The following is a 24,382-nucleotide window of genomic DNA, read 5'->3' on the forward strand; positions in this document are numbered from 1 at the left end:
CGATTATTTTGCGGCCTTCGAACATCCATACGTTTAGACGTCCAGATGCACAAAATGAACGATTCGCGCGCCAGCGTCAACAGAAAATTAATGTACGGGCGTGACAAATCTTCAATCAAGGTGAAAGCGTTTCATGATACGCGGGAGAAGGTGAAGAGTGCAGACGGCTGATGCCGTCTGCAGAGTGAGGCAGATTACAGCAGCTGTGCGAGGCGGTTGATATCCGATTGCAGCGCGCCCGCCGTAACATCACGGCCTGCGCCCGGTCCGCGAATCACCAGCGGATTATCGCGGTACCAGCGGCTTTCAATGGCAAACACGTTATCGCACGGCAGCAACGCGGCCAGCGGATGCTCGGGACGTACCGCTTCCACGCCGACGCGCGCTTTGCCATTGGCATCGAAACGCGCTACGTAACGCAGCACTAAGCCCATCTCCTGCGCTGCTTCCAGACGCTGCAGCATCTGGTCATTCAGTTCGTCAGCGTTTTCGAAGAAGTGATCAATCGACTCACCGTCGCAAATCGCCGGCACCAGCGATTCGACTCGCACCTGATCCGGCTCGATGTCGTAGCCCGCTTCACGCGCCAGAATCACCAGTTTGCGCATCACGTCCTGCCCGGACAAATCAACGCGCGGGTCCGGTTCGGTCAGGCCTTGCTGCCACGCCTGATCGACCAGCTCACCAAACGGCACCGTGCCATCAAATTGCAGGAACAGCCAGGAGAGCGTGCCGGAGAAGATACCGCTGATCGCCAGAATGCTATCGCCGCTTTCGCGCAAATCGCGCACCGTGTGGTTGACCGGCAAACCGGCACCGACGGTGGCGTTATACAGCCAGTGACGACCGGTTTTGGCGAAAGCATCACGCACCTGACGCCAGCTCTTGCCGCTCGACGCACCGGCAACCTTGTTGGCACTGATGACGTGGAAGCCGTGGCTGGCGAAATCGTGATACTGCTGCGCCAGCTGCTCGCTGGCGGTGACGTCCAGCACCACTAAATCATCGAACGGGTGCGCACGCATCCACAGGAAAAGCGACTCTTCATCACGCTCTACCGCTTCATCATCAAAAAACGCCAATGCGCGGCTGGCTTCCAGACCGTCGTAACTTAGCAAACTGCGGCTGCTGTCTGCGACGCCCGCCAGCACAAACTCAAATCCCGTACGCGCCGACAATGTTTCCTGCTCGCGGGCAAACAGCTCCAGCCAGCGTGAACCGATGTTGCCTTTGCCGAACAACATCAAACCGATGCGTTTTTCTGCGCGGAACAGCGACTGATGCAGTCCCTGAATCAGGTGCTGCGTCGGGCCGACGCGCAGTACCGCCACGATGCTGATGTGATCTTCGGATTGCCAGACAAACTCCACCGGCTGATCTTTGATCTGCTGCCAGAAGCGGTGGCTGTGCAGCGGATTACGCGTCACGCCTGCGCCCACCAGCGCCACCAGCGCTAAGCCGTCGCGCAGCTGCAGATGGCCCGGCAGTGCGGCATCCTGCAATAGGTTGAAGGCGCTATTCACCACTTCCGAGGTGTAACACAGCTGCAGCAGGCGACGATCGGGATGCACGCCGATCGCCAGCGGACGCAGCTGCGCGCGCTTCAGCAGCAGATCGATCTCTTTCTGCTGCGTTTTGAAATCGTGATTGTCGGGGATTTGAATCTCCACCAGACACACATCATCGTGGCTGGTAACGATTCGCGCGCCGGTGCCAGATGCCAGCACGCGTTCAATACGCGTCGAGCCTTGCTCCGGTTGATAGCTGCAACGCAGCTGCAAATCGATGTCGCTGTTGGAAACCGGCTGCAAGGTGCGGGTGTGCAGCACCGGCGCAGCCAGACGCGCCAGCTCGCTGGCTTCATCGAGACGCAGCAGCGGCAGCAGACACGCATCAGAAACTTTACGCGGATCGGCGCTGTAAACGCCCGCCACATCGCTCCAGATGGTTACGCGACCCACGCCCGCCAGCGCACCAATCTGCGTTGCCGAGTAGTCCGAGCCGTTACGACCTAGCAGCACGGTTTCACCCGCTTCACTGCGGCTGATAAATCCGGTCACTACCAAACGCTTATGCGGATGCTGTGTTAACAACTCCTGCAGCAGCGGCCAGGATTTGCCTTCATCCACCTGCGGTTGCGCGGCACGTTCAGCACGCAGGAAGTCACGCGCATCCAGCCAGGCGGCTTCGATCTCGCGCTGGCTCAGCACCGCGGCCATCAAGCGCGCCGACCAGATTTCACCGTGCCCCACCACTTCCGCATACACCGCATCGGTGATGGTGCCATCGAGCAGCGCCGCCAGTCTTTCCAGATCGCGTATAAAGGAAGACGTCAGGGTTTCGGCATATTCAGCAGGCAGCAGCGCAGCAATTAACTCGCTGTGAAAGCGCCGTAAAGCCTGTTGCACCTGATGGGCAGATAAGCGATCGCTCTGGCTCAATTTCAGCCAGCTGATCAACTGGTTAGTGGTGCTGCCTGCGGCTGAGACCACCATTAAGTCGCCTGGCTGGCTGTAATCCGCCATGATGCTGGCCACGCGCTGATAGCAACGTGCGTCGGCCAGGCTACTGCCACCAAATTTATGCAACTGCTTGATCGGCGTTCCCGCGCCCACTGAACTCGTCATGATTACTCCTCGGCTGCGATCCGGAATGCATTATCCAGATCGGCGATTAAATCTTCGTGATCTTCAATCCCAACAGAAATACGCAGCAGTGTTTCCGAAATTCCCGCTGCCGCGCGCGCTTCTGCAGACATGCCGGCATGCGTCATGGTGGCGGTATGCGAAATCAAACTCTCTACGCCGCCGAGCGATTCGGCCAGCGTGAATAGCTGCAGCGCTTTCAGGAAGCGGCGCAGGCGAGCCTCATCGGCATCGATTTCAAAACTCAACATCGCACCAAAGCCACGCTGCTGACGTACCGCGAACTCATGACCGGCATTTTCCGGCAGAGACGGATGATACAGTTTTTTCACCAGCGGTTGTTGCTTCAGGTAATCAACAATCGCCAATGCATTGCGTTGTGCTGCGGCGATACGCGGTGACAGCGTGCGCAGACCGCGCAGCAGCAGGTAGCTATCAAACGCTGCGCCGGTTACACCAATATTATTCGCCCACCACGCCAGATCGGTGGCCATCGCCGGATCTTTCGAAATCACCGCGCCCGCCACCACATCCGAGTGACCATTCAGGTATTTGGTGCAGGAGTGAACAACCAGATCGGCGCCCAGCGCCAGCGGGTTTTGCAACGCCGGGCTGAGGAAGGTGTTGTCCACCACGCTAATGGCGCCCGCTTCACGCGCGGCGGCGCAAATGCTGGCGATATCGACCACACGCAGCAGTGGATTGCTTGGGCTTTCAACCAGCACCAGTTTCGGTTTTTCGGCTAATGCCGCGTCCAGTGCCGCTTTATCGCCTTGATCGACGAACTTAACGCGATACGCACCGCGCTTGCTCAGGCTATCGAACAGACGATAGCTGCCGCCGTAACAGTCGTGTGGCGCCACCAGCAGATCGCCCGGCTTCAGGAACACAGTTGTCACCAAATGAATCGCCGACATGCCGGTATTGGTTAATACCGCGCCTGCGCCACCTTCCAGCTCTGCCAGCGCGCGCTGAACCACATCGCGCGTTGGGTTACCACGACGTGAATAGTCATGCGCACGCGGCTCATTGAAGTCGAGGAAATTATAGGTGCTGGAGAGATGAATCGGTGGGACAACGCAGCCATATTGCTCGTCATCATTCAAACCGCTACGTACTGCGATGGTTGCCTGTTTACGCGTCATGGTGCTTACTGTTCCTGAAGAAAAAGAAGAGCAACAGAATAACATTCCGCACATAGACGTCAATACATCTGGACATCTAAATGTCTTTGCGTATAGATTGAGCAAATCATCAATAACCGCTAAAATTGTCCGTCATCGCCTGGTGTTCAGCGCGCTTTCCTTTTCAGAAGCGGTGCTCAAGCATAAAACCTGCGGTTTAAGGGGTCAGGCATCGAAAAATCGGGCATAATCAACGGATTTGCCCATATTCAACTTTTATTGATTAAGGTAACCCATGGCTGAATGGAACGGCGAATATATCAGCCCTTACGCTGAACATGGCAAGAAGAGCGAGCAGGTTAAGAAAATCACAGTTTCTATCCCGCTGAAAGTGCTGAAGATTTTAACGGATGAGCGCACCCGCCGTCAGGTGAATAACCTGCGTCACGCCACCAACAGCGAACTGCTGTGTGAAGCCTTTTTGCATGCTTTCACCGGGCAGCCTCTGCCGAACGATGTCGATTTGCGGAAAGAACGCAGCGATGAGATTCCGGAAGAAGCGAAACAGATTATGCGTGAAATGGGCATCGATCCCGATAGCTGGGAATACTGAAGCCAGAAATAAAAAAACCCAGCCGAGGCTGGGTTTTTTCTTGCTGCCGAATCGCGAAGATTCGACGGCCAAAAATCTTATTTCTTGCTTGCTGGCACGCTGAAACGCTTGTTGAAGCGATCTACACGGCCGCCGGTGTCAGCAATACGCTGCTTACCAGTGTAGAACGGGTGGCATTTGCCGCACACGTCCAGGTTCAGACCAGAAGCCATGGTTGAACGGGTGTTGATCACGTTACCGCAAGAGCAAGTCATGGTTACTGCTTCGTACTTAGGGTGAATACCTTGTTTCATGGGAGAACCTCATAAAAGGCCGTGTCGCTCTCCGTGCCAGGCTCAGCCTGCACAGCACCACACGCGGTTGAACATTAAGTGTATGCTCCGACAAGCGATCTCATCGAAGGCGGCATAGTATACAGAAATTAACCGGTTTTAGCAAATAGCCGCTTCCTAATTAGGCGTGTACACTACTTCTCCTTAATTCAGAACTGGATAGAGATTCAGATGCCCGTTGTTCAGGTTGCCCTGCCCGTTCCGCTACCTCGCCTGTTTGACTACTTGCTGCCTGCCGATACGCCGCAGCCGGTGGCGGGCGCACGCGTGAATGTGCCGTTCGGCAATCGCAAAATGATCGGCATTGTGGTCGGCACGCGCGAGACCAGCGATCTGCCGCTGACGCAGCTCAAGCAGATAGAAAGCGTGCTCGACGATCAAAGTCTGTTCTCGCCCGCCCTGTGGCGTATTTTGCATTGGGCCGCCAACTATTATCATTCGCCGCTCGGCGAAGTGCTGAGCCATGCGCTGCCGGTGCTGCTGCGTCAAGGCAAACCGGCGCAGGAAGCGCCGCTGTGGCAATGGGTGATAAATGATGCTGGCCGTGAAGTGGCGATGGAAAGTCTGAAGCGCGCGCCGAAACAGCAGAAAGCGCTGGCGATGCTGCGTCAGCGACCGCTCTATCGTCATCAGGTCAGCGAACACGATTTTACCGATGCCGCGCTGCAAGCGTTGCGCGCTAAAGGCTTGTGCGATTTGCGTGAACATACGCCGCAGATGCACGACTGGCGCACCAGCTTTGCCGTTAAAGGTGATCGCCTGCGCCTGAATACCGATCAGGCGATGGCGGTGGGCGCGATGCGCAGTGAAGACGATCACTATGCGCCGTGGCTGCTGGCCGGCATTACCGGTTCGGGTAAAACCGAAGTGTATCTCAGCGTACTGGAGAACGTGCTGGCACGCGGCAAACAGGCTTTAGTGCTGGTGCCGGAAATCGGCCTGACGCCGCAAACCATCGCCCGCTTCCGCGAACGTTTCGATGCGCCGATTGATGTGCTGCACTCGGCGCTAAATGACAGCGAACGCCTGGCCGTCTGGCTGCGCGCGCGCAGCGGCGAAACCGCGATTGTTATCGGCACACGCTCGGCACTGTTCACGCCGCTGGCGCGTCCCGGCGTCATCATTATTGATGAAGAGCACGACAGCTCGTACAAACAGCAGGAAGGCTGGCGCTATCAGGCACGCGATCTGGCGGTGTTCCGCGCCCATGAAGAAGACATTCCGATTGTGATGGGTTCGGCCACGCCCGCGCTGGAAACGCTGCACAACGTGCGCGTCGGCAAATATCGCCAGCTCAATCTCACCAAACGCGCGGGCAATGCTAAACCGGCATTGCAACAGCTGATTGATCTCAAAGGCCAGCAGCTGAAAGGCGGGCTGGCACCGGCGCTGCTCGGCAAAATGCGCCAACATCTACAGGCCGACAATCAGGTTCTGCTGTTCCTCAATCGCCGCGGCTTCTCTCCGGCGCTGATGTGCCACGATTGCGGTTGGCTGGCGGAATGTCAGCGCTGCGATAGCTACTACACGCTGCATCAGAATCATCGCCAGCTGCGCTGCCACCATTGTGATAGCCAGCGCCCGCTGCCGAATCAGTGCCCGAGCTGTGGTTCGACGCATTTGATGCCGGTTGGCGTCGGCACCGAACAGCTGGAACAGCAGCTGGGCACGCTGTTCCCCGGCGTGCCGGTATCGCGCATCGATCGCGATACCACCAGCCGTAAAGGTGCGCTGGAGCAGCATCTGGCCGATGTGCATCGCGGCGGCGCACGCATTCTGGTGGGCACGCAAATGCTGGCGAAAGGTCATCACTTCCCAGATGTCACGCTGGTGTCGCTGTTGGATGTCGATGGCGCGCTGTTCTCCGCCGATTTCCGTGCCGCCGAGCGCTTCGCTCAGCTTTACACGCAGGTCGCGGGCCGCGCCGGTCGTGCCGGTAAACAGGGCGAAGTATTGCTGCAAACCCATCATCCGGAACATCCGCTGCTGCAAACGTTGCTGCATCGCGGCTATTTCGCTTTTGCCGATCAAACGCTTCTGGAGCGTCAGTCGGTGCAGCTGCCACCGTGGACCAGCCATGCGCTGTTCCGCGCAGAAGATATGGATAACCAACAAGCGGCGGAATTCCTCACTCAGCTGCGCAATTTACTGGAAGCCAGCCCGCTAAAAGATGAAGCGATGTGGCTGATGGGGCCGGTTCCGGCATTGGCACCGAAACGCAGCGGACGCTGGCGCTGGCAGCTGCTGTTGCAGCATCCGTCACGCAAACGTCTGCAACAGCTGTTGAGCGGATCGCTGCCGCTGATCGCCACCTTGCCCGCGTCACGCAAAGTGAAATGGACGCTGGATATCGATCCCACCGAGAGCTAGGCCGCGCCACATCTGCGAGCCAGATCGAAAAAAGTCGCACAAGTCACAATTTTTATGCAAATTAAGTAACAACCCGGCGCGACCTTGGGTTAACAATAGTGCCGACCCGGTTGAAGCCCGGTAATGTCAGAAAATCAATGCGCTGTACCGCGTCAGGAGTTATACGTTGGACCAGAAGCAACCCTCCACCGCCGCCACCATGAAAGATGTGGCCGAGAAAGCAGGCGTTTCAACCGCCACGGTTTCACGTGCGTTGATGAATCCAGAAAAAGTCTCTGCTGCGACCCGACTCAAAGTCGAAAAAGCCGTGATTGCCGTGGGTTATGCGCCGCACGGGTTAGCGCGCAATGCCAAACGCGGTGAAACGCAAACCATTCTGGTGATTGTGCCGGATATCTGTGATCCCTTCTTCAGTGAGATCATTCGCGGCGTGGAAGTCACCGCCGCGCATGAAGGTTATCTGGTACTGATTGGCGATTGCGCGCATCAGAACAAACAGGAAAAAACCTTCCTGAATTTAATGCTAACGCGCCAGATCGACGGCATGGTGCTGTTGGGTTCACAGCTGCCATTTGAGGCGGGCATTGAAGATCAGCGTAACCTGCCGCCAATGGTGATGGGCAACGAATTTGCGCCGGAAATGGCGTTGCCAACGGTACATATCGATAACCTGACCGCCGCTTTTGAAGCGGTAAATCACCTGCTGCAGCTCGGTCATCGCCAAATCGCCTGCATCACCGGGCCAGAACATATTCCTCTGAGCCAATATCGTTTGCAGGGCTACATTCAGGCGCTGCGTCGAAGCAGCATCGCCATCGACCCGACAATGATTGTGCACGGCGACTTCACCTTTGAAGCCGGCGCGAATGCGCTTAAGCAGCTAATGAGTTTGCCGCAGCCGCCGAAGGCGATTTTCTGTCATAGCGACTTGATGGCGCTGGGCGCGATGAATCAGGCGCGCAAATTGGGCATGCGCATTCCACAGGATCTGTCAGTAGTGGGCTTTGATGATATCGAACTGGCGCAATACTACGATCCGCCGCTGACCACCGTGGCACAGCCGCGCTTTGCCATCGGTCGTGAAGCCATGCTGCTATTACTTGATGAGCTGCAGGGTAAACGCGTGAATAACGGTTCGCGCCTGCTGGATGCGGAGCTACGCGTGCGCGGCAGCACGGCACCGGCAGCAAAAAGGGAAAAATAGCGCGTAGAAGCCTGCATTTTCAGCGGATTCTGAAGGCAGACTGTGCTGGTCAAAGTTCCAGCCCTTGCGTAACATGGCGCATTCATTGCCGGGCAATTAACAGCACATTTACATGCCCATTGGCATTTTTTTGAAGGGTAGCAGAACGAAAGTGGCACAGAAAGATTATGTAGGCCGCGGGCGTTCAACAGGGACGCGTCGCAAAAAACCCGCCAGCCGCAGCAAGAAAAGCAAAGGCGGATCAGGCATTTCAAAGCTCATGATGGTACTGGCCGTGGCCGTGCTGGTCACCTTTGCCGGTGGTTTATGGTTCATCTCGCATCATAAGAAAGAAGAGATTGAGGTCATTCCAAACCACAAAGCTAACGGTAACGGCCTGCCGCCGAAGCCGGAAGAGCGCTGGAAGTACATCAAAGAGCTGGAAAATCGCCAAATTACCGTTCCGTCGCCGACTGAGCCTTCGGCCGGTGGCGTGCAATCTCAAACTCAGCTGACCGACGAACAGCGCCAGTTGCTGGAGCAGATGCAGGCCGATATGCGCCAGCAGCCGACGCAGTTGAACGAAGTGCCGTGGAACGAACAAACCCCGGCGCAGCGCCAGCAAACGCTGCAGCGTCAGCAGGTTCAACAACAGCAGCAGGTTCAGCAGCAACAACAGCAGCAGCAGTTGCAACGTCAGCAGCAACAGTTACAACAGCAGCAGCGTCAGCAACAGTTGCAGCAACAACAGGCCGCGCGTCAGCAGCAGCAGCAAGCTGCGCCGATCACGCGTGAGCCAACGCAACAGACCAAACCGCAGGAAACGGCCAAGGCGAAAACCGAAGAGAAAGCCTCTTCACAGCGCTGGATGGTGCAGTGTGGATCGTTCAAAGGTACCGATCAGGCGGAATCTGTACGCGCCGGTCTGGCATTTGAAGGATTCGAGAGCCGCATTACGACCGGCGGTGGCTGGAATCGCGTGGTGATCGGGCCGTTCAAAGATCGCAGCAGCGCCGACAGCACAGTCAAACGCTTACACAGTTCCGGCCACGGAAGTTGTATTCCCCTCGCTTTACCCTAAATAATTCAAATTGCAGGAAGGCGGCAAGTGCGAGAATCCCCATGAGCTTACTTTAGTAAGTGATTGGGGTGAGCGCACGTAGCCAACGCGCCTGCAATTTGAAGGATGAAGGGTATGCTGGGGGTTGAAACCCCTTTTTCCTACCCCATATCTGGTTGCATGATACTCCGCGCCGAGTGCGCGGAGTTCCTTTTCTACTGCAACAAGGGGTCTGCCCGTGACAACAATAGTAAGTGTACGACGCAACGGCCAGGTAGTGATTGGCGGTGATGGCCAGGCTACGCTCGGCAATACCGTAATGAAAGGCAACGTTAAAAAAGTCCGTCGTCTTTACAACGATAAAGTGATCGCCGGTTTTGCTGGCGGTACCGCAGATGCCTTCACCCTGTTTGAACTGTTTGAGCGCAAGCTGGAAATGCACCAGGGCCATCTGGTGAAAGCGGCGGTCGAACTGGCCAAAGATTGGCGTACCGATCGCATGCTGCGCCGCCTCGAAGCGCTGCTGGCGGTGGCCGACGAAAACTCCTCATTAATCATCAGCGGCAACGGCGACGTTATCCAGCCGGAAAATGATCTGATTGCAATTGGTTCTGGTGGGCCTTACGCCCAGGCAGCGGCACGCGCGTTGTTGGAAAACACCGACATTGGTGCGCACGATATCGTGGAGAAAGCGCTGAACATTGCTGGCGATATCTGTATCTACACCAACCACAATATTAACTTCGAAGCATTACCGTCTAAGGCTAAGGACTAAACATCATGTCTGAGATGACTCCACGCGAGATTGTCAGCGAGCTTAACCGCTTTATTATAGGCCAGGACGGCGCAAAGAAGGCGGTCGCGATCGCCCTGCGTAACCGCTGGCGCCGCATGCAGCTCGACGAAGAGCTGCGCCACGAAGTGACGCCGAAAAACATTCTGATGATTGGTCCTACCGGCGTCGGTAAAACCGAAATCGCCCGTCGCTTAGCCAAACTGGCGAACGCACCGTTCATCAAAGTGGAAGCCACCAAATTCACCGAAGTGGGTTATGTCGGCAAAGAGGTGGATTCCATCATTCGCGATCTGACCGATTCTGCCATCAAGATGGTGCGCAGCCAGGCGATCGAGAAGAACAAATACCGCGCGGAAGAGATGGCGGAAGAGCGCATCCTTGATGTGCTGATCCCCCCCGCGAAAAACAACTGGGGCCAGGCTGAACAAGCGGCTGAGCCATCAACCGCGCGTCAGTCCTTCCGCAAGAAACTGCGCGAAGGCCAGCTGGATGACAAAGAGATTGAGATCGATTTGGCCGCTTCATCGGCTGGCGTCGAAATCATGGCGCCTCCAGGCATGGAAGAGATGACCAGCCAGCTGCAATCGATGTTCCAGAACCTCGGTGGCCAGAAGCAGAAACCGCGTAAGCTGAAAATCAAAGAAGCCATGAAGCTGCTGATTGAAGAAGAAGCGGCCAAGCTGGTGAACCCGGAAGAGCTGAAGCAGGATGCCATCGATGCCGTTGAGCAGCACGGTATCGTGTTCATTGATGAAATCGACAAAATCTGTAAGCGCGGCGGCCAGAATGCGGGCGGCCCAGACGTGTCACGCGAAGGCGTACAGCGCGACCTGCTGCCGCTGGTTGAAGGCTGCACCGTTTCCACCAAGCACGGCATGGTGAAAACCGACCACATTCTGTTTATCGCTTCCGGCGCGTTCCAGGTCGCGAGCCCATCAGATCTGATCCCAGAACTGCAAGGTCGTCTGCCGATTCGCGTTGAGCTGCAGGCGCTGACCGTCAATGACTTCGAGCGCATCCTGACCGAGCCAAACGCCTCGGTTACCGTGCAGTACAAAGCATTGATGGGCACCGAAGGAGTCAATATCGACTTCACCGATGACGCCGTACGTCGTATCGCCGAAGCCGCATGGCAGGTGAACGAAACCACCGAGAACATCGGTGCGCGTCGTCTGCATACCGTGCTGGAGCGTCTGATGGAGGATATCTCCTATGACGCCAGCGATCGTAACGGTGAATCGATCACTATCGATGCCGAGTACGTTGGTAAGCATCTGGATGAGCTGGTGGCCGACGAAGATCTCAGCCGCTTCATTCTGTAAGCTTCACCCGCGAAATCGCTGCCCGGCCACTGTGCCGGGCTTTTTTTTACCCAGGATATTGATGCAACGCTTTGTTTGGCGGTTGATGATTTTGCCAACAATCGCCAGATAGCGATATACTTAGCGCTCCTGTGGCAAACAGACGAAAACCCTCATGAAATACGATACATCTGAACTCTGTGACATCTACCACGAAGCTGTGAATGTTGTTGAACCGCTTTTTTCGAACTTTGGTGGGCGCAGCTCATTCGGTGGTCAAATCACCACAGTGAAATGTTTCGAAGATAACGGCTTACTCTACGATTTGCTGGAAGAGAACGGTCGGGGTCGCGTATTGCTGGTGGATGGCGGCGGTTCGGTCCGTCGCGCACTGGTCGATGCTCAGCTGGCAAGTCTGGCGGCGCAAAATGAGTGGGAAGGCATTGTGGTTTACGGCTCGGTGCGTCAGGTTGACGATCTTGAAGAGCTGGAAATCGGCATTCAGGCGATTGCGGCGATTCCGGTGGGCGCAGCGGGTGAAGGCATTGGCGAAAGTGACGTGCGCGTTAACTTCGGCGGCGTGACCTTCTTCTCTGGCGACCATCTGTATGCCGACAATACCGGCATCATCCTGTCTGAAGACGCACTCGACATCGAGTAAGCCGCAACAAAAACGGGTGCCGCGGCACCCGTTGGTTTAAGCATCGACGCTTAAACTTCTTCCATTTTTCCCAGCAGTGCCCGCAGACGATCCTGCCAGACATGCTGCTCTTCTTTCAGATGCTGATTTTCACGCACCAGCGCATCCTGGTTGCCTGAAGCCTGGCTGACTTCGTTTTTCAGCGTATTGTTTTGCTCTTTCAGCTCTTCAATTTCCATCTGCAGCAGAGTGATGGTATCAATCGCCTGCTGTACTTTCGCTTCCAGTTTCTCGAACACTTCAAATGACATCTTTCTGACCTCTCCTAAATCTTGCAAGGCGTTGATGGGGCTAGTGCATGCCTTATTATGGTGCGCTCAGCCACGATGACTCGATTGTATGTAGCCAAACCCAGCAAGTCCAGTGGCACAAGGCTTGCGAGGGCAGTCTGTAACACTTTTCAGTCTATGCCTAAAAAAATGCGCATCTTCGCGCATCTGTGTGCGCGATCACATCAGCATCGACCAGCAAAGCGGGAAAAATGGGTCTTAAAGCAACGTAAAAGACGCGAAAACGCGCATTTTTATGATGGAGTACACAGTTTTCAATTTCGCTATTTCTCGTTTATGCTCGTTAACGATAAATTCACATCAACCCTACATTGATAGCTGGGCGACTCATGGATGAGAACAAAAACTGATAAAATTTAACCTCGCTTCAGGAATGCCATTATGAGTCAGACAACTAACACACTAAAAGGTCAGTGCATCGCTGAATTTCTCGGCACAGGTTTGATTATCTTCTTTGGTGCAGGCTGTGTTGCTGCACTGAAACTGGCCGGTGCGTCATTCGGTCAGTGGGAAATTTGTATTATCTGGGGTTTAGCCGTCTCCATGGCAGTCTATCTCAGCGCAGGCGTTTCTGGCGCGCATCTTAACCCAGCCGTTACCGTCGCGCTGTGCCTGTTCGCTAATTTCGAAGGTCGTAAAGTTGTCCCCTATATTCTGGCGCAGGTTGCCGGCGCGTTCTGCGCTGCCGCGTTGGTTTACGGTCTCTACTACAATCTGTTCTTTGATTACGAAGCAGGCCATCAAATGGTGCGCGGCAGCGTTGAAAGCCTCGATCTGGCCGGTATCTTTTCTACCTACCCGAACCCGCACATCAGCGTCGCTCAGGCGTTCCTGGTTGAGATGGTGATTACAGCGGTATTAATGGCGGTGATCATGGCGCTGACCGATGACGGCAACGGTGTACCGCGTGGTCCGCTGGCTCCCCTGTTGATTGGTTTACTGGTCGCGGTAATCGGTGGCTCAATGGGTCCACTGACCGGCTTCGCACTCAACCCTGCGCGTGACTTCGGTCCAAAACTGTTCGCCTTCTTCGCTGGCTGGGGCAACGTAGCCTTCACCGGTGGCAAAGATATTCCTTACTTCCTGGTTCCGATTTTTGGCCCGCTGGTCGGTGCTTGCCTCGGAGCCTTTGGTTACCGTTCGCTGATTGGCCGCCATCTGCCAGTTAACGTCGCGGAAGCCAGCACAGCAGAAAAACCGGTTGCGCGCGCTCAGCAGCGTAAAGCGTAAGTTTCGTCGATACCACATCAGGAAAGCACAATGACTACTGATAAAAAATATATAGTTGCACTCGATCAGGGCACAACCAGCTCACGCGCCGTGGTGCTTGATCATGATGCCAACATCGTCGCGGTTTCTCAGCGCGAATTTACCCAGATTTACCCGAAAGCGGGTTGGGTTGAACATGACCCAATGGATATCTGGGCGTCACAAAGCTCAACGCTGGTTGAAGTGCTGGCTCACGCCGACATTAACTCCGATCAAATCGCGGCGATTGGTATCACCAACCAGCGTGAAACCGCCATCGTGTGGGATAAAGAGACCGGCAAACCGGTTTACAACGCCATCGTCTGGCAGGATCCACGCACCGCAGATTACTGTAATAAGCTGAAGAAAGAGGGTCTGGAAGAGTACATCCAGCACACCACCGGTTTGGTGATTAACCCGTACTTCTCAGGCACCAAGGTGAAGTGGATTCTGGATAATGTGGAAGGCGCGCGTGACCGTGCTAAACGCGGCGAACTGCTGTTCGGTACCGTTGATACCTGGCTGATTTGGAAAATGACCCAGGGCCGTGTGCACGTCACCGATCACACCAACGCCTCACGTACCATGATGTACAACATCCACAAGCTGGAGTGGGATGAGCGCATGCTGGAGATCCTCGATATCCCGCGTGAAATGCTGCCAGAAGTGAAAGGCTCTTCTGAAGTGTACGGCCAGACCAACATTGGTGGTAAAGGCGGTACGCGTATTCCAATCGCCGGTATCGCGGGTGACCAGCAAGCGGCGCTGTATGGCCAGCTGTGCGTACAACCGGGTATGGCGAAAAACACATACGGCACCGGCTGCTTCATGCTGATGAACACCGGCACCGAAGCGGTGACCTCAACGCATGGCCTGCTGACCACCATCGCGTGCGGCCCACGCGGCGAAGTGAACTATGCGCTGGAAGGTGCGGTGTTTATCGGTGGTGCGTCGATTCAATGGCTGCGTGATGAGATGAAGTTGATCAGCGATTCAACCGACTCTGAATACTTCGCGTTGAAAGTGAAAGACACCAACGGCGTGTATATGGTGCCAGCCTTCACCGGTTTGGGTGCGCCATATTGGGATCCGTATGCACGCGGCGCGATTTTCGGTCTGACGCGCGGTGCGAACGCGAACCACATCATCCGTGCCACGCTGGAGTCGATTGCTTACCAGACGCGCGACGTACTGGAAGCGATGCAGAACGATGCGGGCACCCGCCTGCAATCACTGCGCGTGGATGGCGGTGCGGTTGCCAACAACTTCCTGATGCAGTTCCAGTCTGACATTCTCGGCACGCGCGTTGAGCGTCCGGAAGTGCGTGAAGTCACGGCGCTGGGTGCGGCGTATCTGGCTGGCTTAGCGGTCGGCTTCTGGAACGATCTGGAAGAAGTTCGCGCTAAAGCGGTGATTGAGCGTGAGTTCCGCCCAAGCATCGAAACCACCGAACGTAACGTCCGTTACGCCGGCTGGAAGAAAGCGGTCGCTCGCGCTAAAGCGTGGGAAGACGAAGAGTAAAATCCTGCTAACCCGCGGCGCCCTGTCGCGGGTTTTTCCCCTGCCACGTTTCCCCGCTGTGTTAAACTGCCTGCCTGTTTTTTATCAGGTGCCACCATGAAACGAGAACTCGCGATTGAATTTTCCCGTGTGACCGAAGCCGCTGCATTAGCGGGCTATCACTGGTTAGGACGCGGCGATAAAAATGCGGCCGACGGCGCAGCCGTTCACGCCATGCGCATTATGCTCAACACTATCGATATCGACGGCCAGATCGTGATTGGCGAAGGCGAAATCGACGAAGCTCCGATGCTGTATATCGGTGAGAAAGTCGGTACCGGCCGTGGCGACGCCGTGGATATCGCGGTCGATCCGATCGAAGGCACGCGCATGACGGCGATGGGCCAGGCCAATGCGCTGGCGGTGCTGGCGGTGGGAGACAAGGGCAGCTTCCTGCACGCACCTGATATGTACATGGAAAAGCTGATTGTTGGACCGGGCGCACGTGGCGCCATTGACCTCAATCTGCCGCTCGACATTAACCTGAAAAACATCGCGCTGGCATTGGGCAAACCGCTCAGCCAGTTAACGGTGTCGATTCTGGCCAAGCCACGCCACGATGCGGTGATTGCCCAGCTGCAGCAGCTCGGCGTGCGCGTGTTCTCCTTCCCGGACGGCGATGTCGCGGCCTCGATTCTGACCTGTATGCCGGATAGCGAAGTGGATGTGATGTACGGCATCGGTGGCGCACCGGAAGGTGTGGTGTCGGCGGCAGTCATTCGCGCGATGGACGGCGACATGCAGGCGCGTTTATTGGCGCGTCACGAAGTGAAAGGCGATAGCGAAGAGAATCGTCGCCTCGGCGAGAATGAACTGCAACGCTGCGCCGAGATGGGCATTGAAGCGGGTCAGGTGCTGAAGCTGGATCAGATGGCGCGCAACGATAACGTTATCTTCGCTGCCACCGGCATCACCACCGGCGATTTGCTGAAAGGCATCACGCGTAACGGCAACATCGCCACCAGCGAAACGCTGCTGGTGCGCGGCAAATCGCGCACTATTCGCCGCATCCAGTCAATCCACTATCTGGATCGCAAAGACGCGGCGCTGCATCAATTTATCCTGTAATCGCCTGCTTGCCGCTCTCTGGATGACGAGAGAGCGGCCACCAGCACAGCAGCATCACCAGCGACGTCACGAACATTAACATGCCAAGGCTGGATTGATCGTGCTGCGGTAACAGCGCAGAAAGCCACGCCACCACGCCGGAACCGAGGTTCTGCAAACCACCGATCAACGCACCAGCGCTGCCCGCCAGCCACGCATACGGCTCCATCGCACCCGAGGTTGCCAGCGGAAACAGCATGCCCGCGCCAAAGAAGAACAGCGCAGCTGGCACCAGCAACGTCCAGATGTTCATTACGCCAAACCAGGCCGGCACCCACATTAACAAGCCCGCTAACAGGCAACTGTTCACGCCGTACCACATCAGCGTGTGCCAGGATTTTTGCTCGCGTCCGGCAAACCAGGCGCCAAAAAACGCCGCCGGAATCGGCAGGATAAACAGGATGCTGACGGTTAATCCATCCAGCCCCAATACGCCGCCCATCAGCACGCCGCAGCTGGCTTCAAACACCGCGATACCGGCCAGCGCACCAATCAGCAGCAGCAGATAACGCACGAAGTTACCGTCGCTCAGCAAAGTGGCATAACGGCGCAGGAACGGCGTGGCGGGCGTATCAACAGGGCGTGTTTCCGGCAGCCAGCGCGCCATCGAGGCGGTGACGCCGACGCATAACAGCAGCAGGAAGGCGAAACAGGCGTGCCAGCCAAACAGATGCGTCAGCAGCGCACCAATCACCGGCGCCAGCAGCGGACTCACCAGAATGCCCATATTCAGCAGGCTGTTCGCCTGGCGCAGAGCGATGCCGGAATAGAGATCGCGCGGCATGGTGCGCGCCATCACGCCCGCTACGCCGGTCCCTAAACCTTGCACCGCGCTGCCCAACACCAGAATATCGAGCGAGGGCGCGAACATGGCGATCAACGCGCCGACGGCAAAGATCGTCATGCCAATCAGGATCACCGGACGGCGGCCAAAACTGTCCGAGAGCGGGCCGTAGATCAACTGCGATCCGCCGTAGGTCATCAGATAGGCGGCCATCACCTGCTGGATCGCGCCGCTGCGCACATTGAGCGTTTCGGCAATGTTGGCCATCGCTGGCACATAGATGGTTTGCGCCATCTGCCCGACCGCCACCAGCACGATCAGCATGAATAACAGAAAGCGATTTTGCGTTTTACTTATCAACATGGAACAAAATGTCTGCCTGAGAAACAAAGAATAGGCAGCACAAAACAGGCCGCCTCGGATTTATGGCGGCAAAAATATCAGGATTCAGTGACAAATCGAGAGGCGCGGGCAAAGCTGTATGTCTTAAGCCGTCAAGTTGGTAGTCCAGATTGTAAACCGCCCGCTACAGTTGCTGATCTGTGCGCTGCGTTTGTCGCTGAGAGCCCTTTGCTGGGCGCAAGGCTGGAAATTTGCCGGATGGATAACGATGATAATCATGTGCCTGAATATTCAACATTAAGGAGTTAGCATGGCTGAGTGGATCAATGCTGAAGTTAAAGAAGTAAAAAACTGGACCGATGCACTGTTCAGCCTGCGCGTCGAAGCACCGATTGATACCTTTACGGCGGGACAGTTTGCCAAGCTGGCACTGGAAATTGACGGTGAGCGCGTGCAGCGCGCCTATTCTTACGTCAATGCGCCGCAGGATTCGCTGCTGGAGTTTTATCTGGTCACGGTGCCGGAAGGTAAACTGAGTCCGCGTTTGCAGGCGTTGCAGCCCGGCGAGCAAGTAATGATCACCAAAGAGGCGGCGGGTTTCTTTGTGCTCGATGAAATTCCAGATTGCCAAACGCTGTGGATGCTGGCGACCGGCACGGCGATCGGCCCCTATTTATCGATTCTGCAACAGGGCGAAGATCTGGATCGTTTTGATAACATTGTGCTGGTACATGCCGCGCGTTTCGCCGATGACCTGAGCTTCCTGCCTTTAATGCAAGCACTGCAGCAGCGCTATCAGGGCAAATTGCACATTCAAACAGTAGTTAGCCGCGAAGAGATCGCCGGTTCGCTACACGGTCGCGTGCCGCAGCTAATTGAAAGTGGAGAACTGGAGCGAGCCGTCGGCTTGCCGCTGACGGCCGAAACCAGCCATGTGATGCTGTGCGGCAATCCACAGATGGTGCGCGATACCCAGCAATTACTGAAAGATACGCGTGAGATGCGTAAACATTTCAAACGTAAACCCGGCCATATGACCAGCGAACATTACTGGTAATCGGCGCGGCACAAAGAATGTAAGATTTTTCCCAGTGTGGGTTTTGACTTTGCCCGGTAAAAACCGTTCTAATCGTGGGCTAAGTGAATGATTTAGGGCCGAAGCAATGAACAACCTGCCAGTCGCGCTGCTGCTTGGCCTCGCACTGACATTTCCCGTCTGGGCGGAGGATGCCCCCGCGTTAGATCGTAGCGATCATCTGCCTGCTGCGCCCTATCTGCTCGCGGGTGCGCCAACGTTCGATATGACCGTTGCTCAATTCCGTGAGAAGTACAACACGGCCAATCCCAATGAATTGCTGCAGGAATATCGCGCCATTGATAATCGCGGCGATAAAAGCAATCTGACGCGTGCCGCCAGCAAAATCAGCGAAACGCTGTATGCCTCAACGGCGCTGGAGCAAGGCACCGGCAAAATCAAAACCCTGCAAATCACCTGGCTGCCGGTTCCCGGCCCCGATATGAAAGCCGCGCAGGCACGCGCCATGGATTATATGACCGCCCTGCTGCGCTTCTTCATCCCCGGCTTATCGCCCGAAGATGGGCGTAAAAAACTCGATTCCTTGCTGAGCGCCGGTAAAGGCGCGCGCTATTTTGCCCGCACCGAAGGTGCCTTGCGTTTCGTGGTGGCGGACAATGGCGACAAGGGTTTGACCTTCGCCGTTGAGCCGATAAAACTGGCGCTCGCGACGCCCTGATCGCACCGGCAAAAATGACGAAAAGCAAAGCCAGCAACAAATTTGATCTCTATACTGTCTCGCAGACATCGCTGCCCGATGGCAGCGCTATTTCATGAATCGCGTTATGCGGAGGAAAGAATGCGACATCCACTGGTTATGGGTAACTGGAAACTGAACGGTAGCAAGCAGATCACCAAAGAGCTGATTGAAGGCCTGCGCAAAGAGCTGTCTGGTGTTGATGGTTGTGGCGTCGCGATTGCACCGCCAGCCATCTATCTGGACCTGGCGAAACACGCCATTTCCGGTAGCCACATTGCTCTGGGTGCTCAGAACGTTGACGTTAATCTGTCTGGCGCATTCACTGGCGAAACTTCCGCAGACATGTTGAAAGACGTTGGCGCGAAATACATCATCATCGGCCATTCTGAGCGCCGCACCTACCACAAAGAGAGCGACGAGTTCATCGCGAAGAAATTTGCCGTTGTGAAAGAAGCGGGCCTGGTGCCGGTTCTGTGCATCGGTGAAACTGACGCAGAAAACGAAGCGGGCAAAACGGAAGAAGTGTGCGCACGCCAGATCGACGCCGTGCTGGAAACTCAGGGCGCTGCAGCGTTCGAAGGCGCAGTGATCGCTTACGAGCCAGTTTGGGCTATCGGTACCGGCAAATCAGCCACTCCAGCGCAGGCTCAGGCGGTGCACAAATTCATTCGTGACCATATCGCGAAGAAAGATGCAGCTATCGCTCAGCAAGTGATCATTCAGTACGGCGGCTCGGTCAACGACAAAAACGCCGCTGAGCTGTTCACCCAGCCAGACATCGATGGCGCGCTGGTTGGCGGCGCTTCACTGAAAGCCGATGCATTTGCGGTGATCGTGAAAGCGGCAGCAGCAGCGAAAAACGCGTAAGTCAGAGTTTTCGATGCAGAAAAAGGCGGCTGATTAGCCGCCTTTTTTATTGGTCGCCATAAATGGCAACCCTACGAAAGATGGGTTATTGCGGCAATATGCTGCAGTTATGATCCTGCAGCTCTTCCGCCGAGCCGCTGTTTAATTTCAGCCAGTTACGCTCCAGCGCCAACAGCGCTAAACGGCCATCCGGCAATTGTGCCAGCGCCAACCCGTATTTCCCCATCTCGGTGCGCGCATGCGGCACTTCATCCGCCAGGCGGATAAACGCACTCTGCTGCGCCAGTTCTGCCGCAGAAATCGACCGCACCAGATAACGATGCTTACGCAGCATTTCACTGTGCCACTGCGCGTTTAGCCTCGGAGCCAGCGCATCCAGCTGCTGACGCACATCCGGCCGCAGACAGGAAATATGAATATGCAGCTGATTCTGCGTACGCCCATATTGCGCATTGATGGCCAGCGACAGCGCGCTATCGGGAATCGGCGCGCCGTGCTTCTGCGCCAGCAATGTGCGTTGCTGCCACGCTTCGGCAAACAGATTTGGCGTTGCGGGTTCAAGAAGGATCGGACTTTCCATGCCGGTAATTTTTTCGAGCGGCATCAGCAGAAACTGCAACGGGCCGTTGAGATCTTTCAGCGTGACGTAACCCTGCGCGCTGTTCACCTGCTGACATGGCGCGGGTTTGCCCGTCGCCGCCATGTTAGGCACGCACTTTTCGCTGATAATCTGCCACAGGGCGTTGGAGTTTTTATGGAAATGGATGGCGCCGGCGATCAGTCCGACAATCAACAGCACCAATAATGCGGTAAGTAACTTCAGGGTACGACGACTGCCCTGCATAGCCCGATTCCTCTGTTCATCACCTGCCAGCATCCTCGCCTGGCAGGTGATGAAAGTCACGGACTAAAACAAAACGGCCAGCATTCTCGCTGGCCGTTTTTTATGCGTTATGGCTTCATCACCTGGTCGTAGCTGCCGCCATCGGCGAAGTGGGTTTTCTGGGCTTGCGTCCAGCCACCAAATTTGCTGTCGATAGTGAACAGTTTTACCGGGGCGAATTTATTGGCAAATTTCTTCGCAACGGCTTCATCACGTGGACGGTAGAAATTCTCCGCCGCGATGGTCTGGCCTTCCGGCGAGTAGAGATACTTGAGGTAATCTTCGGCCACTTTACGGGTGCCCTGCTCGTCGACCACTTTATCCACCACTGAAACCGTTGGCTCGGCCAAAATCGATTCGCTTGGGGTGACGATTTCAAACTTGTCTTTACCCAGCTTATCCACCGCCAGATAGGCTTCGTTTTCCCACGCAATCAGCACATCGCCAATGCCACGTTCAACGAAGGTGTTAGTCGCACCACGTGCACCCGAATCCTGTACTTCGACGTTCTTAAACAGCGATTTGACGTAAGCCAGCGCTTTGGCCTGATCGCCATGGTTCTGATCCAGCGCCCAACCCCATGCAGCCAGATAGTTCCAGCGCGCACCGCCCGACGTTTTCGGGTTTGGTGTGATGACGGAAACGCCCGGTTTAATCAGATCCGGCCAATCATGAATGCCTTTCGGGTTGCCTTTACGCACCAGGAACACGATGGTCGAGGTGTAAGGCGCGGAGTTGTCCGGCAGGCGTTTAATCCAGTCTTTATTAATACGACCACGGTCAGCAATAGCATCGACATCAGATTGCAGCGCCAGCGTAACCACATCAGCACGGATGCCATTGATCACTGAGGTCGCTTGTTTACCGGAACCGCCGTGCGACTGGCGAATCACCACGTTGTCGCCGGTCTCCTGCTTGTAATGCGCGCTAAACGCTTTGTTGTACTGCTCGTACAGCTCACGGGTTGGATCGTAAGAGACGTTTAACAGCTGAATATCCTTTGCCAGAACACTGGTTGAAGCCAGTAACAGGGTGACACCAATACTCCACTTATTCATTGCTTGCTCTCCCGAGGTCGTTATAGAACAAGACTGACACAAACTTATCCATGGATTAAAGAATTAAAAATAAGCTGTTATAACTGGAGGGAATATGAGCAGGTATAAAAAAGGCGCGAGTTGCGTCGCGCCTTGACAGGGAATTAGTAAAGTTTTTTGGCGGTATCCAGCCAGTCGCGTTTGAACGGACGCTTCATATTTTCAATCGCGTCGATGATGTCGTGATGCACCATCTTCTCGTTCTGAATGCCGACGCAGCGGCCGCCATAACCTTGCAGTAGCAGCTCGATGGAGTAAGAACCCATGCGCGATGCCAGGATGCGGTCATAGGCACAAGGTGCACCGCCACGCTGAATGTGACCGAGAACGGTGGCGCGGGTTTCGCGTTTGGTTTCAGCTTCGATGAAGTGCGCCAGATCGTCGATATCGCAGATGTGCTCGGTAATCGCCACGATGGCGTGTTTTTTGCCTTTGGCGATGCCCGCTTTGATCTCTGAAACCAGCTCTTCGCGGGTATAGGGGATTTCAGGCAGTACGATGAACTCACAACCGCCGGCAATCGCTGCCGCCAGGGTTAAATCGCCGCAGTAACGGCCCATCACTTCAACGATGGAGATGCGCTGGTGGGAAGAGGAGGTGTCGCGCAGGCGGTCAATCGCTTCAACCACGGTTTCCAATGCAGTGAAGTATCCGATGGTGTAATCGGTGCCTGCTACGTCGTTATCGATGGTGCCCGGCAAGCCGATGCACGGGAAGCCCATTTCGGTCAGGCGCTTCGCACCCATGTAGGAACCATCACCGCCGATAACGACCAACGCATCAATGCCGCGCTTTTTCATGTTATCAATCGCGGTCTGGCGCACTTCATCGTTGCGGAATTCTGGGAAGCGTGCGGAACCGAGGAAGGTGCCGCCACGGTTGATCATGTCTGACACGCTGTAGCGGTCGAGGTTGATCATGCGATCTTCGTACAATCCCAGATAGCCGTCGTAAATACCAAAAACTTCCAGTCCTTCACTCAGCGCGGAACGTACAACTCCGCGAATGGCTGCGTTCATGCCTGGGGCGTCGCCGCCGCTGGTCAGTACTCCGATTTTTTTGATCATGACAACCTCTGGATTGTTCAAAAACTAAGGATTATTCCTGCCATGTGTCCGGCGTGGACCAGCTCGCGATCGCATGGCTTAATAGTTGCAAAATAGTATATCAAACGCTTGATGCTGAATTGATTCAGGTCAGACAAGTTTTCGCTAATTTTTTACAGAGTTGTTAGCGTTACGTCACTTTTTTTGTGTAATTGCATGATTTTAAATCGCTAACCTTGAAAAAATCCGTGCTGATTGCTCGGCACAACAGAGCAGGGATCTTGATGGATGATCACGTCTGAGCCGGGAAACTTCTTTAGTAATGCCTGCTCAATTTGATCGGCCACCTGATGCGCCTGCACCAGCGGCAACTGATCTTCCATCTCCAGATGCAGCTGGATGAAACGCGTCGGGCCCGATTGCCGCGTGCGCAGTGCATGTGCGCCACGTACGCCTGGCCAGTTGGTCACCACGTTAATGATCTCCTGCGTTTCATGCTCGGGCAGTACGCGGTCTAGCAGCGCCTGTACCGCGTCATAGCCCATCCGCAAGGCGTTATAGAGAATGTAAACACCGATGCCGAGCGCGAACAATGCATCCGCCCGTACAAAACCATAGCTGCTCAAACCAAGGGCGACCAATATTGCGCCGTTCATCACCACATCAGATTGATAGTGCAGCATGTCTGCGCGAATCGCCTGGCTACGCGTGCGACGCACCACCCAGCGCTGGAAGGCAACCAATGTCAGGGTTGAAAACAGCGCAATCACCGTCACCACAATGCCCACCAGCGGCGCATGTAAGGTTTCGGGCGATGCCAGATGCTGAATACCGGTGAGAAACAGAAACAGCGCCGAGCCGGAGATAAACATGCTCTGCGCCAGCGCGGCCAATGATTCGGCTTTACCATGGCCGAAGGTGTGATCGTCATCGGCCGGCTGCAATGAATAGCGCACCACCAGCAAGTTGGTGAGTGAAGCGGCGATATCCACCAATGAATCCACTAAGGCCGCCAACATGCTGACTGAACCGGTATGCCACCAGGCGAAAATTTTCACGATTAACAGCAGCGTCGCCAGCGTAGTCGCCGCTAACGCCGCCCGATTGACTAACTTTGCATAGGAAGAATCCATGCTATGCCTCACCGGGTCGCACGCTTCATCGGTGCGGCCTTTAGGTCTCAAGATGGCTAAAGTTTATCATCGGCAGAAGTGTGCTGCGTGATTGAATTTTAAGACAATGATGTTAGAGAGAAATGA

22 protein-coding genes are annotated in these 24,382 nt (G+C 55.5%); 13 read left to right on the top strand and 9 right to left on the bottom strand.

The window, feature by feature from the left end; all coding sequences use genetic code 11:
- Window positions 1-194: 194 nt before the first annotated feature.
- On the bottom strand, window positions 195-2,627 hold the full coding sequence (locus NQH49_RS18815; protein WP_256697812.1) for a bifunctional aspartate kinase/homoserine dehydrogenase II: 2,433 nt from the start codon (window positions 2,625-2,627) through the stop codon (window positions 195-197).
- 2 nt (window positions 2,628-2,629) lie between these two features.
- Window positions 2,630-3,790, bottom strand: coding sequence for a cystathionine gamma-synthase (gene metB / locus NQH49_RS18820; protein ID WP_179453190.1), 1,161 nt, complete (start codon window positions 3,788-3,790; stop codon window positions 2,630-2,632).
- Window positions 3,791-4,064: 274 nt separating this feature from the next.
- Here metB and metJ point away from each other — a divergent pair, with 274 nt between their 5' ends.
- A complete protein-coding gene (metJ, locus tag NQH49_RS18825; protein ID WP_007885403.1) occupies window positions 4,065-4,382 on the top strand; it encodes a met regulon transcriptional regulator MetJ in 318 nt (105 codons plus the stop codon).
- Window positions 4,383-4,459: 77 nt separating this feature from the next.
- On the opposite strand, the gene rpmE is transcribed toward metJ, so the two are convergent.
- Entirely contained in the window at window positions 4,460-4,675 is a 216-nt protein-coding gene (rpmE, locus tag NQH49_RS18830; RefSeq protein WP_007885402.1) for a 50S ribosomal protein L31, read from the bottom strand.
- Between the two features lie 210 nt (window positions 4,676-4,885).
- Between rpmE and priA the strand changes: the two genes are divergently transcribed.
- The 6 genes from priA to rraA all read left to right on the top strand — a co-directional run bounded on the left by priA (window position 4,886) and on the right by rraA (window position 12,085).
- Window positions 4,886-7,084: a primosomal protein N' gene (gene priA / locus NQH49_RS18835; RefSeq protein WP_256697813.1), complete on the top strand. Its 2,199-nt coding sequence runs from the start codon at window positions 4,886-4,888 to the stop codon at window positions 7,082-7,084.
- Between the two features lie 166 nt (window positions 7,085-7,250).
- Window positions 7,251-8,288, top strand: a complete 1,038-nt coding sequence (gene cytR / locus NQH49_RS18840; RefSeq protein WP_061720292.1) for a DNA-binding transcriptional regulator CytR — start codon at window positions 7,251-7,253, stop codon at window positions 8,286-8,288.
- Between the two features lie 151 nt (window positions 8,289-8,439).
- Window positions 8,440-9,348, top strand: coding sequence for a cell division protein FtsN (gene ftsN / locus NQH49_RS18845; RefSeq protein WP_256697814.1), 909 nt, complete (start codon window positions 8,440-8,442; stop codon window positions 9,346-9,348).
- Window positions 9,349-9,565: 217 nt separating this feature from the next.
- Window positions 9,566-10,102: an ATP-dependent protease subunit HslV gene (gene hslV, locus NQH49_RS18850; protein ID WP_008109674.1), complete on the top strand. Its 537-nt coding sequence runs from the start codon at window positions 9,566-9,568 to the stop codon at window positions 10,100-10,102.
- 5 nt (window positions 10,103-10,107) lie between these two features.
- A complete protein-coding gene (gene hslU / locus NQH49_RS18855; RefSeq protein ID WP_008109676.1) occupies window positions 10,108-11,445 on the top strand; it encodes an ATP-dependent protease ATPase subunit HslU in 1,338 nt (445 codons plus the stop codon).
- 154 nt (window positions 11,446-11,599) lie between these two features.
- Window positions 11,600-12,085: a ribonuclease E activity regulator RraA gene (rraA, locus tag NQH49_RS18860; RefSeq protein ID WP_061720294.1), complete on the top strand. Its 486-nt coding sequence runs from the start codon at window positions 11,600-11,602 to the stop codon at window positions 12,083-12,085.
- A gap of 50 nt (window positions 12,086-12,135) precedes the next feature.
- Here rraA and zapB read toward each other — a convergent pair whose 3' ends face one another.
- Window positions 12,136-12,375 (bottom strand): cell division protein ZapB, encoded by a 240-nt coding sequence (gene zapB, locus NQH49_RS18865; protein ID WP_007885384.1) that lies wholly within the window; start codon window positions 12,373-12,375, stop codon window positions 12,136-12,138.
- Between the two features lie 420 nt (window positions 12,376-12,795).
- On the opposite strand from zapB, the gene NQH49_RS18870 reads away from it, so the two are divergent.
- The 3 genes from NQH49_RS18870 to glpX all read left to right on the top strand — a co-directional run bounded on the left by NQH49_RS18870 (window position 12,796) and on the right by glpX (window position 16,290).
- Window positions 12,796-13,644, top strand: coding sequence for an MIP/aquaporin family protein (locus NQH49_RS18870; RefSeq protein ID WP_061720295.1), 849 nt, complete (start codon window positions 12,796-12,798; stop codon window positions 13,642-13,644).
- A gap of 30 nt (window positions 13,645-13,674) precedes the next feature.
- Window positions 13,675-15,183, top strand: coding sequence for a glycerol kinase GlpK (gene glpK, locus NQH49_RS18875; RefSeq protein WP_008109683.1), 1,509 nt, complete (start codon window positions 13,675-13,677; stop codon window positions 15,181-15,183).
- Window positions 15,184-15,279: 96 nt separating this feature from the next.
- On the top strand, window positions 15,280-16,290 hold the full coding sequence (gene glpX / locus NQH49_RS18880) for a class II fructose-bisphosphatase (protein WP_008109685.1): 1,011 nt from the start codon (window positions 15,280-15,282) through the stop codon (window positions 16,288-16,290).
- Here glpX and emrD read toward each other — a convergent pair.
- Complete coding sequence (emrD, locus tag NQH49_RS18885) at window positions 16,280-17,476, bottom strand: multidrug efflux MFS transporter EmrD (RefSeq protein WP_305961201.1); 1,197 nt, start codon at window positions 17,474-17,476, stop codon at window positions 16,280-16,282. The two genes, glpX and emrD, sit on opposite strands and share 11 nt — an antisense overlap.
- A gap of 289 nt (window positions 17,477-17,765) precedes the next feature.
- Between emrD and fpr the strand changes: the two genes are divergently transcribed.
- From fpr to tpiA, 3 genes are all read left to right on the top strand, one after another.
- On the top strand, window positions 17,766-18,512 hold the full coding sequence (gene fpr / locus NQH49_RS18890) for a ferredoxin--NADP(+) reductase (protein ID WP_061720298.1): 747 nt from the start codon (window positions 17,766-17,768) through the stop codon (window positions 18,510-18,512).
- Between the two features lie 106 nt (window positions 18,513-18,618).
- A complete protein-coding gene (locus tag NQH49_RS18895) occupies window positions 18,619-19,209 on the top strand; it encodes a YiiQ family protein (RefSeq protein WP_256697815.1) in 591 nt (196 codons plus the stop codon).
- Window positions 19,210-19,329: 120 nt separating this feature from the next.
- Window positions 19,330-20,097, top strand: a complete 768-nt coding sequence (tpiA, locus tag NQH49_RS18900; RefSeq protein ID WP_008109693.1) for a triose-phosphate isomerase — start codon at window positions 19,330-19,332, stop codon at window positions 20,095-20,097.
- Window positions 20,098-20,182: 85 nt separating this feature from the next.
- Here tpiA and NQH49_RS18905 read toward each other — a convergent pair whose 3' ends face one another.
- The 4 genes from NQH49_RS18905 to fieF form a co-directional block, all read right to left on the bottom strand.
- The gene (locus tag NQH49_RS18905; protein ID WP_256697816.1) at window positions 20,183-20,941 is read right to left on the bottom strand and encodes a CDP-diacylglycerol diphosphatase; all 759 of its coding nucleotides are present in this window, start codon (window positions 20,939-20,941) and stop codon (window positions 20,183-20,185) included.
- A gap of 107 nt (window positions 20,942-21,048) precedes the next feature.
- Entirely contained in the window at window positions 21,049-22,038 is a 990-nt protein-coding gene (locus NQH49_RS18910; protein ID WP_061720313.1) for a sulfate ABC transporter substrate-binding protein, read from the bottom strand.
- A 143-nt stretch (window positions 22,039-22,181) separates the two neighbouring features.
- Window positions 22,182-23,144 (bottom strand): 6-phosphofructokinase, encoded by a 963-nt coding sequence (pfkA, locus tag NQH49_RS18915; RefSeq protein WP_007885343.1) that lies wholly within the window; start codon window positions 23,142-23,144, stop codon window positions 22,182-22,184.
- A gap of 209 nt (window positions 23,145-23,353) precedes the next feature.
- Window positions 23,354-24,256, bottom strand: coding sequence for a CDF family cation-efflux transporter FieF (gene fieF, locus NQH49_RS18920; protein ID WP_008109699.1), 903 nt, complete (start codon window positions 24,254-24,256; stop codon window positions 23,354-23,356).
- Window positions 24,257-24,382 lie beyond the last annotated feature (126 nt).

This window comes from Pantoea trifolii, assembly GCF_024506435.1.
GTDB classification, from domain to species: Bacteria; Pseudomonadota; Gammaproteobacteria; order Enterobacterales; family Enterobacteriaceae; genus Pantoea; species Pantoea trifolii.